The 13,652-nt window shown below is 71.3% G+C and carries 14 protein-coding genes and 1 pseudogene; 10 read left to right on the top strand and 5 right to left on the bottom strand.

All coding sequences use genetic code 11. The features are described from left to right. Nucleotides 1-153, top strand: a pseudogene (locus ACGFNU_RS48895) (sulfate adenylyltransferase); the annotation flags it as partial. A gap of 6 nt (nt 154-159) precedes the next feature. On the opposite strand, the gene ACGFNU_RS48900 reads toward ACGFNU_RS48895, so the two are convergent. The 3 genes from ACGFNU_RS48900 to ACGFNU_RS48910 all read right to left on the bottom strand — a co-directional run bounded on the left by ACGFNU_RS48900 (nt 160) and on the right by ACGFNU_RS48910 (nt 3,356). After that, a complete protein-coding gene (locus ACGFNU_RS48900) occupies nt 160-1,242 on the bottom strand; it encodes a glycosyltransferase family 2 protein (RefSeq protein WP_392603639.1) in 1,083 nt (360 codons plus the stop codon). Nucleotide 1,243: 1 nt separating this feature from the next. Continuing rightward, a complete protein-coding gene (locus ACGFNU_RS48905; protein ID WP_392603640.1) occupies nt 1,244-2,611 on the bottom strand; it encodes an arylsulfotransferase family protein in 1,368 nt (455 codons plus the stop codon). Between the two features lie 106 nt (nt 2,612-2,717). Beyond that, on the bottom strand, nt 2,718-3,356 hold the full coding sequence (locus ACGFNU_RS48910; RefSeq protein ID WP_392603641.1) for an O-methyltransferase: 639 nt from the start codon (nt 3,354-3,356) through the stop codon (nt 2,718-2,720). A gap of 205 nt (nt 3,357-3,561) precedes the next feature. Here ACGFNU_RS48910 and ACGFNU_RS48915 point away from each other — a divergent pair, with 205 nt between their 5' ends. From ACGFNU_RS48915 to ACGFNU_RS48935, 5 genes are all read left to right on the top strand, one after another. Next, nucleotides 3,562-4,848 (top strand): DegT/DnrJ/EryC1/StrS family aminotransferase, encoded by a 1,287-nt coding sequence (locus tag ACGFNU_RS48915; protein WP_392603642.1) that lies wholly within the window; start codon nt 3,562-3,564, stop codon nt 4,846-4,848. Nucleotides 4,849-4,867: 19 nt separating this feature from the next. Continuing rightward, complete coding sequence (locus ACGFNU_RS48920) at nt 4,868-5,932, top strand: Gfo/Idh/MocA family protein (RefSeq protein ID WP_392603643.1); 1,065 nt, start codon at nt 4,868-4,870, stop codon at nt 5,930-5,932. After that, nucleotides 5,929-6,990 (top strand): hypothetical protein, encoded by a 1,062-nt coding sequence (locus ACGFNU_RS48925; RefSeq protein WP_392603644.1) that lies wholly within the window; start codon nt 5,929-5,931, stop codon nt 6,988-6,990. The genes ACGFNU_RS48920 and ACGFNU_RS48925 overlap by 4 nt, the downstream gene beginning before the upstream one ends. Further along, nucleotides 6,980-7,597: a hypothetical protein gene (locus tag ACGFNU_RS48930; RefSeq protein WP_392603645.1), complete on the top strand. Its 618-nt coding sequence runs from the start codon at nt 6,980-6,982 to the stop codon at nt 7,595-7,597. Before ACGFNU_RS48925 ends, ACGFNU_RS48930 begins: the two co-directional genes overlap by 11 nt. 104 nt (nt 7,598-7,701) lie before the next feature. Continuing rightward, nucleotides 7,702-8,745 (top strand): 2OG-Fe(II) oxygenase family protein, encoded by a 1,044-nt coding sequence (locus ACGFNU_RS48935; RefSeq protein WP_392603646.1) that lies wholly within the window; start codon nt 7,702-7,704, stop codon nt 8,743-8,745. An 11-nt stretch (nt 8,746-8,756) separates the two neighbouring features. On the opposite strand, the gene ACGFNU_RS48940 is transcribed toward ACGFNU_RS48935, so the two are convergent. Continuing rightward, complete coding sequence (locus ACGFNU_RS48940) at nt 8,757-10,310, bottom strand: carboxylesterase/lipase family protein (RefSeq protein WP_392603647.1); 1,554 nt, start codon at nt 10,308-10,310, stop codon at nt 8,757-8,759. 204 nt (nt 10,311-10,514) lie between these two features. Here ACGFNU_RS48940 and ACGFNU_RS48945 point away from each other — a divergent pair, with 204 nt between their 5' ends. From ACGFNU_RS48945 to ACGFNU_RS48960, 4 genes are all read left to right on the top strand, one after another. Then, the gene (locus ACGFNU_RS48945; RefSeq protein ID WP_392603648.1) at nt 10,515-11,144 is read left to right on the top strand and encodes a cutinase family protein; all 630 of its coding nucleotides are present in this window, start codon (nt 10,515-10,517) and stop codon (nt 11,142-11,144) included. A gap of 217 nt (nt 11,145-11,361) precedes the next feature. Next, on the top strand, nt 11,362-11,724 hold the full coding sequence (locus tag ACGFNU_RS48950; RefSeq protein ID WP_392603649.1) for an STAS domain-containing protein: 363 nt from the start codon (nt 11,362-11,364) through the stop codon (nt 11,722-11,724). Then, on the top strand, nt 11,721-12,668 hold the full coding sequence (locus ACGFNU_RS48955; protein ID WP_392603650.1) for an anti-sigma factor RsbA family regulatory protein: 948 nt from the start codon (nt 11,721-11,723) through the stop codon (nt 12,666-12,668). Before ACGFNU_RS48950 ends, ACGFNU_RS48955 begins: the two co-directional genes overlap by 4 nt. A gap of 32 nt (nt 12,669-12,700) precedes the next feature. Beyond that, complete coding sequence (locus ACGFNU_RS48960; protein WP_392603651.1) at nt 12,701-13,051, top strand: STAS domain-containing protein; 351 nt, start codon at nt 12,701-12,703, stop codon at nt 13,049-13,051. A 41-nt stretch (nt 13,052-13,092) separates the two neighbouring features. Here ACGFNU_RS48960 and ACGFNU_RS48965 read toward each other — a convergent pair whose 3' ends face one another. Beyond that, entirely contained in the window at nt 13,093-13,572 is a 480-nt protein-coding gene (locus ACGFNU_RS48965; RefSeq protein WP_392603652.1) for a hypothetical protein, read from the bottom strand. Nucleotides 13,573-13,652 lie beyond the last annotated feature (80 nt).

Here is a 13,652-nt window from a genome sequence, read left to right on the forward strand (position 1 = left end):
CTGGAGTTGAACGAGATCGGCCGGATCAGCCTGCGCGTCACCCAGCCGCTGTTCGTCGACGACTACGGCCGCAACCGCCTGACCGGTGGGTTCATCCTGATCGACGAGGCCACCAACAACACCGTCGGCGCCGGAATGATCACCGGCGCCTGACGGTCGTCAGAGCGGGCCGCCGGCCGGGTGCCGGACCTCGCGCTCGGCCGGCGGGACCAGCTCCCGCCAGTCGCACACCGCCGCGCCCTTCAGGGGCTTGCCAGGGAAGGTGTTCGGCAGCAGGTCGTACCGCTCCTCGTACGCGAGCCTGAGGATCTTCAGCCGTCCCTCGGTCCGCTGCTGCACGAACGTGTCGGAGCTCGCCCCGTAACGCCCGGCGGCCGAGTTCGCCAGCCGGAACTTCTCCTCGGTCCGTTCCAGGTCCCGCAACGGGAAGTGATGCATCAGCAGCGACGCCTCGCTCTCGACGACGGGTTTCCGTGCGGCCGGGGCGGCGATGGTGTGCCGGCCGAAGGTGAACCGCAGTTCCCCGGGCCGGCGCACGAGGAGCATCTGATGCTTCCAGTGCCCGGCCGTGCAGAAGCGAATGGTGTTCCAGTGCGCGTTCGGCAGTTCGTCGAGTGGATGGTGCCGGGGCTTGGGCGCGGAGAGGCGGCTCGGATAGTGCTCGAGCACGCGGCTGCCGACCGTGTCCACCCACGGCGGCAAGGAGAGGGCCAGGTCGCGGATGGTCATCCGCTCCGGCCCCCGGGGGAATTCGTCGGCGTCGACGACGATCCACCAGATCTGCCGTCCCGCCTCCTCCGTGCGCTCCTCGATCACCCGCACGAGCCGCTCGGTCCGGCGCACCTCGTCGAACGTCCCGTCGCTGGCGTCGCTGATGACGGTCGCTCCGGCGGCCATGGCCTCGGCAGCGGTGTCGTCGTCGGAGCCGTCGTCGATGACGAAGACCCGGTCGGCCCCTTGGAGGAACAGGTTCCGCACGGTCGCGTAGATGACGTCCTCTTCGTTCCAGGCCTGGCACAGCCCGTACACGAGCGGTTCCCTCGAAGGCCCGGCGCTCGTGTGCGGGTGTGCGGCCTCGAAGGTCTGCCAGGTACTGGCGTACCTTCGCAACCACGGCGGAATGGGCGGATTGCGTCGGCGGAGGCGAGCGACGGCGAGCTCCACGCCGTATCGGGGAAAATCGAGCAGGCCCGTGTCGGGTCCGTCACCGAAGAAGAAATCCTGGTTCCGCCACCTCTTCATGTCAGCGGCCCACCGGGACGGCCGGCGAGGCGTCGATCGTCCGGCCGGCCGCGTCGAGGGCCTCGACCTTGACCAGGCCGGCTCCCAGCGCCCCCGGCAGCTTGATGGCGGTGTCGAAGCCGTCCCAGTCCACCACCTCCGCCTCCTGGAGCGACTCCTCGGCGGGGCCCGCGAGCAGCCGCCAGCGGACGACCCCGGTGGCGCCGTTCCACACGGCCCGGACCAGCTCGCCGTCGACGACCGCCTCCGGTGGCGTGGCGGGCCGTCCGTGCCATTCCTGCCGGAACACCCGGTAGGTGGTCCAGCCCGGCCCCTCGGGCGTGGTGGCGTCGAAGAGCAGCTCGCCGCCGGGTGAGAACTCCGAGATCCGGCCGGCGCGTCCCCAGCCGACGAGGGTGTTGCCGTTCGGCAGCCCCTCGGCGTTGCCCTCGACCGACGAGGACAGGTGCTCGGGGTGGGTGATCTCCTTGACGTGCGTCGCGACGCCGGTCCCGGTGTCGGCGCGCAGCCACACCACGCGCGACTCGTAGCCCTCCATGCCGATGTTCGCGCCGTTGTCGAAGACGCGGTGGACGCCGCCGCCCACCGGCTGGGCGTCGTGCGGCCAGTTCAGGCGGGCGCCGACGCCCAGCACGAAGGTGCTGGCGCCGCTGCCGAGCTTCCAGAGGACCTCGCCGGTGCGCCGGTCGAGCTTGTAGACGGCCTGCGAGCTGCGCGCCGTGACGACCAGGTTCTCGTCGTCGTCGACACCGATGCCGTTCACGTGCAGGTGGTCCCACGGACCGTCGCCGGCCAGCTGGATCGGAAGGTCGCTCTCGTTCAGCGGGATGTGCTCGGCCCCGCTCCAGTGCAGCAGGACCTCGCCGGTGGCGACGTCGATCTCCTCGATCACGCTGTCCAGGATCGTCCCGTCCGCGCGGCCGCCGATGGGGGTGAGGTCGTGGGGCTTGGGGTGGTAGCCGACCACCAGCGCGGTCCCGCGCTCGGTCAGCAGCAGCTCGTGCAGGTCGACCGGCATGCCGCCGCCCATGCGGAACTCGGCGATGACGCGGTAGGACGCGTCGGCGATGTAGCACGTGCCGGTGCCGGCGCCCGTCCGCGTCGCCTCGCCCTGCCACCACGTGAGGACCGGATTCCCCTGGTACTCCTGCACGCGGACGTTGGTGGCGTACTGGCCCTCGGGGACCGGACGGAACCACACCACCCGGCCCTGGTCGTCGGCGATCTGGGGGCCGTGCGGGGCGGCCGGCTCCAGGATGGACTGCGGCGACATGAACAGGTATCCCGGCGCCACCCCGGGACGCCGGAGCGTGACGTTGATCCTCCGGATCTCCTCGTAGCGGGGCATGGGCACGGTCGTCTCGGTCACGGGCTCCTCCTGGGCTCGGCTCGGCGACCATCGTCATCGCTCCGGCGCCGCCGCCATAAGCTCCCGATCGACGCACGAACGACCATGCCCAGCCGGGCGGTCCGGCTCAGCGCTTGCGGACCATGGTGGCGCCGTCCCCGGACGGGAAGATCAGCGAGTCGACGCGGTCGTCGTTGTGGACGGCCTCGTTCAGCTTCCGGACGGCGACGACGTCCTCGGCGTCGCAGTCCGCCTTGAGCACGCGCCCGCCGCGCAGCGAGTCGGCGAGGAGGATCAGGCCCCCCGGCCGCAGCCGGCGCAGCAGCTCCTCATAGTAGAAGAGGTGGTTGACCTTGTCGGCGTCGATGAACGCGAAGTCGATGCCGGCCTCGTCCGGCAGGGCAGGCAGCGTCTCGGCCGCCGGCGCCACCCGCAGGTCGATCTTGTGGTCGACCCCGGCCCGCTTCCAGTACCGCTCGGCGATGGCGGCCCACTCGGCGTTGATCTCCAGGGCGAGCAGCCGCCCGTCCGCGGGCATCGCGCGGGCGATGCAGAGCGAGGAGTACCCGGTGAACACCCCCACCCCGACGACGCGGCGGGCGCCGGTGATGCGGGTGATCATGGACAGCAGCGCGCCCTCGTAGTGGGTGACGTGCAGGTCGGGGGCCGTCGCCTCGGTCTCGGCCGCGAGGTCGGCGAGCACGTCGTCGGGGCTCTCGCAGTGCGACAGCAGGTACTGGCCGAGGGCGGCCTGCATGGGATCCATCGTGTCCTCCTGGGTGCGGCGTCCGTGGTGCCGGGCGCGATGGGCGCCCGGCGGCCCGGCCAACGCTAGGGAGCCCTTCCCGGGATGTCTGGCGCCTTTGGAGAGCCCATTCGCCCGCCCGCCCGAGCGACCAACGGGGGATATCGCGGTCTCGCCACGCCCGGCGACGATGGCATCTCCCCTAAGGAAGGGCAGGTGATGGGCCATGAGCGAAGCGCTCCATGGCGCGACGAAGGCGAAGGTGCTCGCCGCGTACGGCGGCACGCCGGCCCGCGCGACGCCGTGGCCCGCGTGGCCGAGGCTCGACGCCGAGACCGAGCGCATCGCCCTGGACGCCCTCCGCAGCGGACGCTGGGCGATCAGCGAGATGCACAACGGCGAGGAGCTCTACGAACGGCGGTTCGCCCGGGCGTTCGCCGCCTACCACGGCGTGGACCACTGCGTCCCGACCACCAGCGGCACCAGCGCGCTGACGATCGCCTTCGAGGCCCTCGGCCTGAGCCGCGGGGCGGAGGTGCTGGTCCCCGGCCTGACGTGGGTGGCGTGCGCCTCGGCCGTGGCGGGCGCCGGCCTGGTCCCGGTCCTGGTGGACATCGACCCGGACACGCTCTGCATGTCGCCGGCCGCCGCGGCCGCCGCGCTGACGCCGCGCACCGAGGCCATCTTGCTCGTCCACTACGCCTGCAACACCGCCGACCTCGACGCGTTCACCGAGCTGGCACGGCGGCACGGGCTCGCGCTGGTCGAGGACTGCGCCCAGGCGCACGGCGCCGAGTACCGCGGCAGGCCGGTCGGGACGATCGGCGCGATCGGCACCTTCAGCATGCAGGAGTCGAAGGTCCTCACCTGCGGCGAGGGCGGCGCGTCGATCACCGCCGACGCCCGGCTGGCCGGGCTGATGGAGCAGTACCGCGCCGACGGCCGCGTCTACTCGGTGAATCCGGCCGTGGGGGAGCCCAACCTCGTGGACCGGGGCGACGTCCAAGGGCGGAACCTGTGCCTGTCGGAGGTCCAGGGCGCGCTGCTGCTCGGCCGTCTCCAGCAGCTGGACGCCGAGAACGAGCAGCGGCGCTCGACGGCCGGCCTGCTCGACGACGCCCTCACCGAGATCGGCGCGTTCTCGCCGATCGCGCTGCCCGACGGCTGCACCAAGCGGACGTACTACCGCTACTGCTTCCGCGTCGACGCCTCCGTCACCCCTGCCGAGGTCGCGGCGATGCAGGACGAGCTGAGCCATGAGCTCCGCGTCACCTGCGAACCGCTGCACGACCCGCTGAACGACTGCACGCTCTACAACCCGCTCGGGTCGCCGCAGAAGTACGACCCGAAGCTGCTGACCCGGATCGACCCGAAGAACTTCGAGCTGCCCGAATCGCTCGCGGCGCGGCAGCAGATCATTACGATCCCGCATTTCCTGCTGCTCGGCGACTACTCGGACTTCAGCGACATCCGGCACGCGCTGCTGAAGATCTCCGCCGCCCACGGACTCTGACTCACGGAAGGGGAAGGCCATGCCAAGCCGTCTCACGGTCGACGTCGTCGGGTGCGGGGAGATCGCGCAGATCATGCATCTGCCGCACCTGCTCGAACGGTCCGACGTGTGCACCGTACGCGCGATCTGCGAGCGCGACCCGAAGGTCCTGAAGGGGGTGGCGGACCGGTTCGGCATCGCCGGGACCTTCACCGACCACCGCGAGATGCTGCGGACCGCGCCCGCGGACGTGCTGGTGGTGCTCAGCTCCGGCGACCACGCCGGCATCGTGAACGACGCCCTGGACGCGGGCATGGACGTCTTCGTCGAGAAGCCGCTGTGCTACTCGGCGGAGGACGCCCACGCGATCGCGCGGAAGGCCAAGGCCGCCGGCCGGACCGTCATGGTCGGCTACAGCCGCCTGTTCGACACGGCGTTCGACGCGTTGCGCGAGCAGGTCCGCAGGGAGCCCGGCCCCGTGTACGTGCGGGCCGAGGCCAGCCTGCCCATGGACTACCACTACCGGGCCCACCTCGACGTCGTCCGGCCGGACGGCTGGACGCCGCCGGCCGCGGCACCCGAGTGGGGCGGGTCCTGGGAGTACCTCCGCGAGGAGGTCCTGTTCAACCTGGCGATCCACGAGGTCTACTGCCTGCGGGTGCTGACCGGCGTGCGGCGGCCGGAGTTCACGATGGTCACCGACGTCCTGAACCGCCGCGGGGTCGAGGCGGTCTGGCAGGAGAACGGAAACCTGCACGTCAGCATGGGCGTCCTGACGCTGGACACCATTGCCGGCGGGTACGTGGAGGAGTTCCGCGCGGTGACGGGCTCGGCGACGCACGTGCTCGAGTACCCGTCGATCTACCTCAAGAACGTCCCGGCGACGCTCACCACGAGCCGTCTCGACGGCGGGACGCTGGTGGAGAACTCGGCTCCCGGGTCGTACGTCAGCCCGTTCAAGGCGGAGCTCGACCACTTCTTCGACGTGCTGCTCGACGGGCAGGACTGCCTCAGCCCGGCGGCGGACGCCGCCCACGACGTCGAGACGCTGAACCGCATCCTCGCGGCCGCCAAGGACCGCTGGGAGAGCCGGGGCCGGCAATGATCAGGATCAGCGCGGCCATCATGCACCATCCCCGGCGCGCGCACCGGATCCCCTCACTGCTGCGCGCGTGCGCCCCGCTGGAGCCCGCGGTCGTCCCCGATCCCGAACCGGACGGCAGGCCGAGCCCGCTGCGGACCGCCAAGCGCGCGTGGGCGGCGATCGGGCGCGACGCGACGCATCACCTGGTGCTTCAGGACGATGTGCGGCTCGTGCCAGGATTCGCCGGGCAGTTGCAGGAGGCGGTCTCCCGGAGGCCTATGCACGGCGTGTCGTCGTTCTGCCTCTGGCACACGCCGCACAACTCCTACCTGGTGCGGCGCGCGGCCGTCGCCGGAGCCGCGTACGCGCGGCTCTCGCCGTTCGAATGGACGCCGACGCAGGCGTTCGTCCTGCCGGTGCAGCACGCGCGGGCCCTCGCAGACTACCTGGCCGGCATACCCGACGAGGTGCAGGACGACGACGAGATGGTCGTCATCTTCTGCAGGGAACGAGGCATCCCGGTCGTGGCCACCGTGCCGCACCTGATGGACCACGGGCACGCGGAGTCGCTCGTGGAGGGCCACTCCGACGGGCTGCGCGCCACCGTCTTCACCCCGGACCGGCGCTGGCCGGTGGACCATCCGTCGGCCGACCTGGAGCTGCCGCCCGGACCGTACACCGTCGCGCTACAGGACTCGGTGTGCACGATCCGGCTGATGTACGGCGATCCGGTGGAGCACGAGTGCGGCTGGTACTGGTACGACGCGTGCGCGCTGGCCGGCGTGGACCCCGAGGAGATCCTCGACGCCGGCGCGACGCACCTGTCCCGGGTGCCCGGCCGGGTGCTGTCCACGATGACCGAGGTATGGGCGGCGTGCTACCTGCTGGGTATGGACGTGGCGCGTTCGGCGCCCTCGACGGACGCCTGGGGGCCTCTCGCGCCGGCGGCCATCGAGTCCTGGATCGACCAAGGATTGTCCCGCCAGGACCACCGGGCCCTGCGGGACGACTGCGTGCGGCTCGCTCTGGCGGCCGTGCGGCAGGGCATGGGAGAACGGAAACTCGCTGATGCGTTCTGACCCCGCGACCCTGGTGATCGAGATGGCCCGGCGGGAGGCGGCGGCCGCGCTGCTCGCCGCCCCGCTGGTGGAGTTCGGCGCGCGGGGACCGGCCGTCCGCGTCCGGCAGGTGCCGTGCCCCGTCTGCGGCGCGGTCGCCCATCGCCGCAGGTGGACGCCCCCCCTCGCCGCGGAAGAGGCCGCTGTCACGAAAGAGGCGGCGGCCGGTCCCGTCCTCCGCGTGCTCGCCTGCGAGACGCTCACGGCACGCGCGGTCCTGCCGATCCTGGTGATGGCGGAGCGCTCGCCCGAACTCCGGTCGGCCGAGTTCGAGACCCGGGCGCTGACCTGGCTCGAGGCGACGAGCGGCGCCGGCGACGCGGCGACGGCGCTGGCCGCGGTGAACCGGGCGGAGCGCTGGGTCACCGGCCCGGCGGGGACGAGCGGCCGCACGCTTCCCGCGTCCACCCGCCGGTACGTCCTGGACGCGGCGTGGCCGACGCATCGCGAACGGCTCGTCCCCTCGTTCCTCTCACCGCACCCCGCCGTGTCACCGGCGCTGGAGGAGCTGTACGTGGAGGAGTTCCGCGCGTCGATCGTCCACCGCTACGAGCTCGCCGGGGCCTGACACGAGTCGGCCGGGTCTATCGACGAGGTGACAGCCGGGAGTACGTTTACTCGCACCCACCGTGCGTCGCCTGGAGTACCTCGATGAAGAGCGATATCCGGGGCATGAGTCCTCTCCGAACGTTCTCGCTGCCGTCATCGGTCGAGGGCCGCGATGCCGACAGGGCCCTCGGCAGGGAGCTCGTCACCGCGTGGCAGGCCGACGGGATCTTCCAGGTCCGGGCCACGCCCGAGCAGCGGGAGGCCACCGACCGCGCGCTGGCCGCCTCCCGGGCGTTCTGCCGGCGGCCGCTGAAGGAGAAGGCCGGGCATGTCTCCGACCTCACCTACAGCGGTTACGTGGCCTCCGGCGAGGAGGAGACCGCGGGTGAACGGGACGGGTCAGAGATCTTCACCGTCTGCCCCGACATTCCCGGCACCGACGACCGCGTCCTCGCGCGGTGGCCCTGCCATGGGCCCACCCCCTGGCCCTCGGCCCGTTACGCGCAGGCCATGACCGGCTACATGCGGGTGGTGGGCGACATCGGCCACCGCCTGCTGCAGCTGACCGCGCTGGGCCTCGGGCTGGACGACCTCGACCACCTCACCCGCCTGACCGCGGACGGCTGGCACCACATGCGGGTGCTGCGCTTCCCCGCGGCGGATCCCGACAGCGAACGCGGCATCGGCGCGCACACCGACTACGGCCTGCTCGTCATCGCCGCCCAGGACGAGGTCGGCGGCCTCTACATCCGGCCGCCCGTGCCGGGGGAGGAACGCGGCCGCAACTGGCTGCCGGAGGAGTCGATGGCGGGCCGGTACGAGAACGAGGAACCGTGGACCTTCGTCACTCCGGTCCCTGCGGTCTTCACTGTTTTCCCCGGCGACATCATGCAGTTCATCACCGGCGGGGCGCTCCTATCGACCCCGCACAAGGTCCGCCTGGCCGACCGCGAACGCTTTACCTTGGCCTACTTCCACGAACCGGCCTTCAACTCCATCACCCGGCCCCTGAACCAGGCGCGAGCCGGTGAGTTCATCCACTACGGCAGTCACTTCACCAGCATGTTCATGCGCTGCTATCCCGAACGTGTCACGACGCTGCGCATCCATGCCGACGACCGCCTGGCCGTGCTCGACCGGCTCCGCGAGCAGGCCCTCAACGCCTGACCGATGTGCCGCTAGTCCCAGAGCGCGCATTTGTGGTCGGCGGCGAAGGTCGTGAACGGTGTGATGCCCTGAGGGGCCAGCCGCTGCATCTGTGCCGAGCCGGAGGTGAACGCGGGCCAGCGGGGGAGCCCTGGCGCGTTGGGATTCCCGGTCCGCGCGAACGTGGTCCAGTACGTCACCATCTGGTCCGACAGGCGCTTCTGAGCGGCGTTCAGGTCGAACAGTTCGAAGAGATAGAGGAGTTCGGAGGCGTGGTACGCGCCCAACGGCATGAACAGATCGATGCCGGAGAGCGGGGGTTCGGGGTCGGCGAACTCGTAGGCGTACACCGGCTGCCCGGTGTTCGACGCCGCGGCCCGGGCGGTGGACAGTCCCGGGCAGGAGAAGACGCCGTCGGTCAGCACCGCCGACAGCGCCAGGTCGGCGTTGTCCGCGGCCTGCGGCGGGTAGGCCTTCCGCAGTTCGTCGGTGACCTGGCCCGCCCTGAGCCGGATCGCCGCCTCGAGATCGGCGGCGTTGGCCCGGCGGAGCTGCAGCAGATGGGTCTGGAGCGCGACGAACAGCCTGCCCTCGTCCTTGTTGGTGCCGGTCACGAGCGGCACCTTGTTGTAGCGGCCCGCCTCCAGGGCGGTGCGGGTGGGTTCCTTCACGACGGTGCCGTCGATCGCCGGGACCCAGGTGAGTCCGTCTGACGGGAACGGGTTCCCTGCGGCGGCCTGCAGTTCGCTGGCCGGCTTGCGGCGCAGGCAGCTCACCATCGTCCCCGGGTCCGTGCAGCCGACCGCCTTGGCGAACGTCTCGCCGCGCGCGTACGCGGTCTTCGCGGGGACGGGCCCGAGGTCGGTGCCGACGCAGCCCCCGCTTTCGGAGATGGCCCGGTGGAACAGGCCCGCCGCGGTGGGGGAGATGAGCTGCATGCACACCGAATGTCCGCCCGCCGATTCGCCGAAGAGGGTGACGCGGCCAGGGGAACCACCGAAGGCGCCGATGTTGTCGCGTACCCAGCGCAGGGCGGCCTGCTGGTCGAGCGTGCCGTAGTTGCCCGTGGTGCCGGACTCGTCGGCCAGACCGGGAAGAGCCAGGAAACCGAGCGGGCCCACGCGATAGTTCACCGTGACCGCGATGACGTCGCCCTTGGCCACCAATGGAGCCGGGTCGTACATGGAGCCCCAGCCGAGGTTGTAGGCCCCTCCGGGGACGAACACCATCACCGGCAGGTTTCGCGATGACGCCGCCGGTGGCGTGTAGACGTTGAGCACCAGGCAGTCTTCGTTCCCGAGCACGACCGCCTGCGGGCAGATGTTGCCCGCTTGCCTCGCGTCCCGTACACCCGACCAGGCCAGGGCGGGCTGCGGCGGCTGCAGGCGCCGTTCGCCGGTGGGCGGAGCCGCGAACGGCACGTTCAGGAACTGGCGCCCCTCACCGCTGACCTTGCCGCGCAACGTCCCGGTCTTCACCGTCACCAGGTCGTCCTGGGCGGCCGAGGCCGGGATGTGTGCCCAGGCCAGCAGGGTGCCCACGACCGCCATCATGCAAAGCGCGCGCACAGCCTGGATGGAACGCATCAGACACTCCTCGCCCACACAAGTCCACGAGATCACTGACAGTACGGAGCATCGCCGGGGCGGGGCTCCACGGTGGCCGCTAAGAACGGGGAGGGAGGTTTGTGTAAATCCTCATATCGGTGTGACGCCCACGCCTGGCTACCTTGACGCTTCCGCTCGGCTGAACCTCCCGTCAGCCGTCACTGGGAAGAGAGGTATCCCCCCGTGCCTGTCACCCGTACCAAGCGCGCGCTCGGCATCGGGCTCGCCGCGCTGACCGCCTCCGCCGGCCTCATCTCCACGCCCGGCCAGGCGTCCGCCGACGCCGCTCCCTGCACCGACATCGACTTCGTGGTCGCCCGCGGCACCTTCGAACCCGGAACGCTCGGCGTCATCGTCGGCGACCCCGTCAACTCCGCGCTGAAGTCCACGCTCACCGGCAGGTCCGTCAGCGCCTATCCCGTGAACTATCCCGCCAACCTCGACGCCGACTCGCCCACCAAGGGCAACACCGACATGGTCAACCATGTCACCAGCCAAGCCGCCGCCTGCCCGGGCCAGCGTTTCGTGCTGGCCGGCTACTCGCAGGGCGCCGCGGTCCTCAACCGCTCGATCGGCATCGGCACGGGCAGCGTCGCCACCATCCCCGCATCCCTCCAGTCGAGGGTCACGGCGGTGCTGTTCTTCGGAAACCCCCTGCGCGGGCAGGGGACGAGCGGCCCGTACGGCAGCAGGATCAAGGACTTCTGCCAGGACGGCGATCCGGTTTGCAACAACGGCAACAATTTCCTGGCGCACCTGCTCTACTTCCGCAACGCCCAGGAAGCCGCCGACTACGTCAAGAGCAAGCTCTGACAGCCGGCTCCCGCAGCGGCCCGTCCACGTCGGCTGGGCGGGCCGCTTCACCGACTCCGGCGAACCCGCCATCGCCGAGGTGACTGAGGTGTCATCGGCCCCGCCATGGTGCGACGAGCCTCCGAACGCGACGCTTCTAGGGGCATCCGGCGGCCGGACGCGGCATGATGGCCTGTGACCGACAGTGGCGAAACGGTGACTATTGGCGGTGGTGAGGGTGACCGACCACGAGGGTGGCGCCGGCGCGGCCGGTGCCACGTCGAGGAGGCCGGCCGGCGGGTTGTGGGTGAAGCGGCTGCCGGAGCGTCCCGGGATGCGGGTGGGGGGCGAGATCAACATCGGTAACCGGACGGTCTGGGAGTCGGCGCTGGACGATCTGGCGCGCACGGGCCCGGTCGTCCACCTGGAGCTCGCCGAGCTGCGGATGGTGGACGCCGGGGGCGCCGCGGCGCTGGTGGCCACCGCGACGCGGCTCGGTGGCGGCGGCCGCGTGGTGCTCTACGACCCGCCGCCCGCCCTGTGCCGGATCCTGAGCCTGCTGTGGCCCGAGCTGAACGGAATTGAGGTGAGCGGCCGATGACCACGACCCAGCCACCCTCGAGTCGCGCGGCCGCCGAACCGTTCCATCATCCCGCGCTGTTCTACCGCGGCGCCGCCGAGTACCTGGCCGGCACGGTCCCGTTCCTGCGCGAAGGGCTGGACGCCGGTGAGCCGGTCGCCGCCGCCGTGCCCGAGCCGAACCTGGCGCTGCTGCGCGCCGAACTGGGCGCGGCGGCGAGCCGGGTGCGGCTGCTGGACATGGGGCGGGCCGGCCGCAACCCCGGCCGGATCATCCCCGGGGTGCTGCGGGCGTTCGCCGACGCCCATCCGGGCCGCCGGGTCCGCATCATCGGCGAGCCGATCTGGGCGGGCCGCAGCGACACCGAGTACCCGGCGTGCCTGCAGCACGAAGCGCTGATCAACCTGGCGTTCGCCGGACGCGCCGTGTCGATCCTCTGCCCCTACGACGCCGGCGCGCTCCGGCCGCACGTGCTGGCCGACGCCGCCGAGACCCACCCGGTGCTGGTCGACGCCGGCGGCGAACGTGCCAGCGATCGGTACGCGGCCACCGAGGTGGTGGACGGATGCAACGCGCCGTTGCCCGAGCCGGACGCCCCCGCCGTGCTGGCCTACGACGGCGCGAGCCTCGGGAAGGCCCGCGACCTGGTCGTCGACCAGGCCATCCGCGCGGGCCTGAGCCCCGACCGCGTGCTCGACGTCGAGCTGGCCGTCAACGAGCTGACCGGCAACACCCTGCTCCACGGCGGCGGCCAGGGGACCCTGCGCGTGTGGACCGAAGGCGGGCAGCTGGTCTGCGAGGTCCACGACCGCGGGCACGTCACCGACCCCCTGGCCGGCCGCAGACCGGTGGCGCCCACCACCGCCGGCGGCCGCGGCCTGCTGCTGGTCAACCAGCTGGCCGATCTGACCCGGATGCACACCCGCCCCGGCGGGACCACCGTCCGGATCTACTTCAGTCACTGATCGCCACGTCAGGGCCGTGAACGGAGACAACGATGCGACCGCCCGCCCCCGCGATCGAGCACCGGGACGATCATTGCGTCGTCGCCGTCCACGGCCTGCTGGACATCACCAAGCAGAGCGAGCTCGACGACGTCCTGACCACCGCCCGGCAAGAGGACAAAGACCTCATCGTCGACATGAGCGACGTGACGTTCATGGACACCCGATGCATGGCCGTGCTCATCCGGCATTGGAAGCGCCAGACCACCCGAGGCCACCGCCTCATCCTGGTGGGCGCGACCTACAAGACGATCCGGGCGCTATGGATAACCGGCCTCGACCAGCACATCCCGCACACCGACACCCTCGACCAAGCCCTGCGATCTCTCGCTGACCCGGCCTGACCGCGATCGCCGCCCGGACGCCCCGGCATCCGGGCGGAGCGTCAGGCGGGCTTCGACGGGGCGGTCAGCCCCGTGACCAGCAGGCAGCCCGCGTCATCCTGATCGTGGGGGATGATCTCCACGTCGAAGCCGCAGTCCTGGAGGATGGCGGCGAGGGCGGGGTGCATGACGCTCTCGACCGTGTCGTCGAACGGGTCGGAGCCGCTGTGCATGCGGCCCGCGAGCGCCCACGACAGGATGACCCCGTCGTCGCGGAGCCACGTCGCGATGTTGAAGCCCCCGGTGCCGCCGCCGCGCTGCTCGTGCCGGTGGAAGCCCGCCGAGACGAGGGCCCCGTCGAGAGCGGCGTCGAGGTCCGCCCAGGACTCCACGCGTGACACGAAGGCCTCCACGTGATCGCGCGGCACGATGTCGAAGATCTCCTGGGGCAGGCCGGACCGCTGCCGCAGATCGTCGTCGGTCACGGTGTGGATGCCATCCGAGGCTTCGTCGCCGGAAGCGCGCAGGAACGGGTCGCCCATGACCGTTCACGCTACCCGTCGCCGCGGGCCCCCGCCGGGTCGATGCGCAAGCCGATCGAGGCTCACCGCGCAGGTCACAG

Origin of the sequence: Spirillospora sp. NPDC048911 (genome assembly GCF_043198015.1) — a bacterium.
Taxonomy (GTDB): Bacteria; Actinomycetota; Actinomycetes; order Streptosporangiales; family Streptosporangiaceae; genus Spirillospora.

What these genes read in the sequence shown, in the direction of transcription:
- ACGFNU_RS48910 (WP_392603641.1), bottom strand. Translation starts at nt 3,356, where the DNA reads ATGGATCCCATGCAGGCCGCCCTCGGCCAGTACCTGCTGTCGCACTGC.
- ACGFNU_RS48960 (WP_392603651.1), top strand. Translation starts at nt 12,701, where the DNA reads ATGCGACCGCCCGCCCCCGCGATCGAGCACCGGGACGATCATTGCGTC.
- ACGFNU_RS48955 (WP_392603650.1), top strand. Translation starts at nt 11,721, where the DNA reads ATGACCACGACCCAGCCACCCTCGAGTCGCGCGGCCGCCGAACCGTTC.
- ACGFNU_RS48965 (WP_392603652.1), bottom strand. Translation starts at nt 13,572, where the DNA reads ATGGGCGACCCGTTCCTGCGCGCTTCCGGCGACGAAGCCTCGGATGGC.
- ACGFNU_RS48925 (WP_392603644.1), top strand. Translation starts at nt 5,929, where the DNA reads ATGATCAGGATCAGCGCGGCCATCATGCACCATCCCCGGCGCGCGCAC.
- ACGFNU_RS48920 (WP_392603643.1), top strand. Translation starts at nt 4,868, where the DNA reads ATGCCAAGCCGTCTCACGGTCGACGTCGTCGGGTGCGGGGAGATCGCG.
- ACGFNU_RS48915 (WP_392603642.1), top strand. Translation starts at nt 3,562, where the DNA reads ATGAGCGAAGCGCTCCATGGCGCGACGAAGGCGAAGGTGCTCGCCGCG.
- ACGFNU_RS48900 (WP_392603639.1), bottom strand. Translation starts at nt 1,242, where the DNA reads ATGAAGAGGTGGCGGAACCAGGATTTCTTCTTCGGTGACGGACCCGAC.
- ACGFNU_RS48930 (WP_392603645.1), top strand. Translation starts at nt 6,980, where the DNA reads ATGCGTTCTGACCCCGCGACCCTGGTGATCGAGATGGCCCGGCGGGAG.
- ACGFNU_RS48935 (WP_392603646.1), top strand. Translation starts at nt 7,702, where the DNA reads ATGAGTCCTCTCCGAACGTTCTCGCTGCCGTCATCGGTCGAGGGCCGC.
- ACGFNU_RS48940 (WP_392603647.1), bottom strand. Translation starts at nt 10,310, where the DNA reads ATGCGTTCCATCCAGGCTGTGCGCGCGCTTTGCATGATGGCGGTCGTG.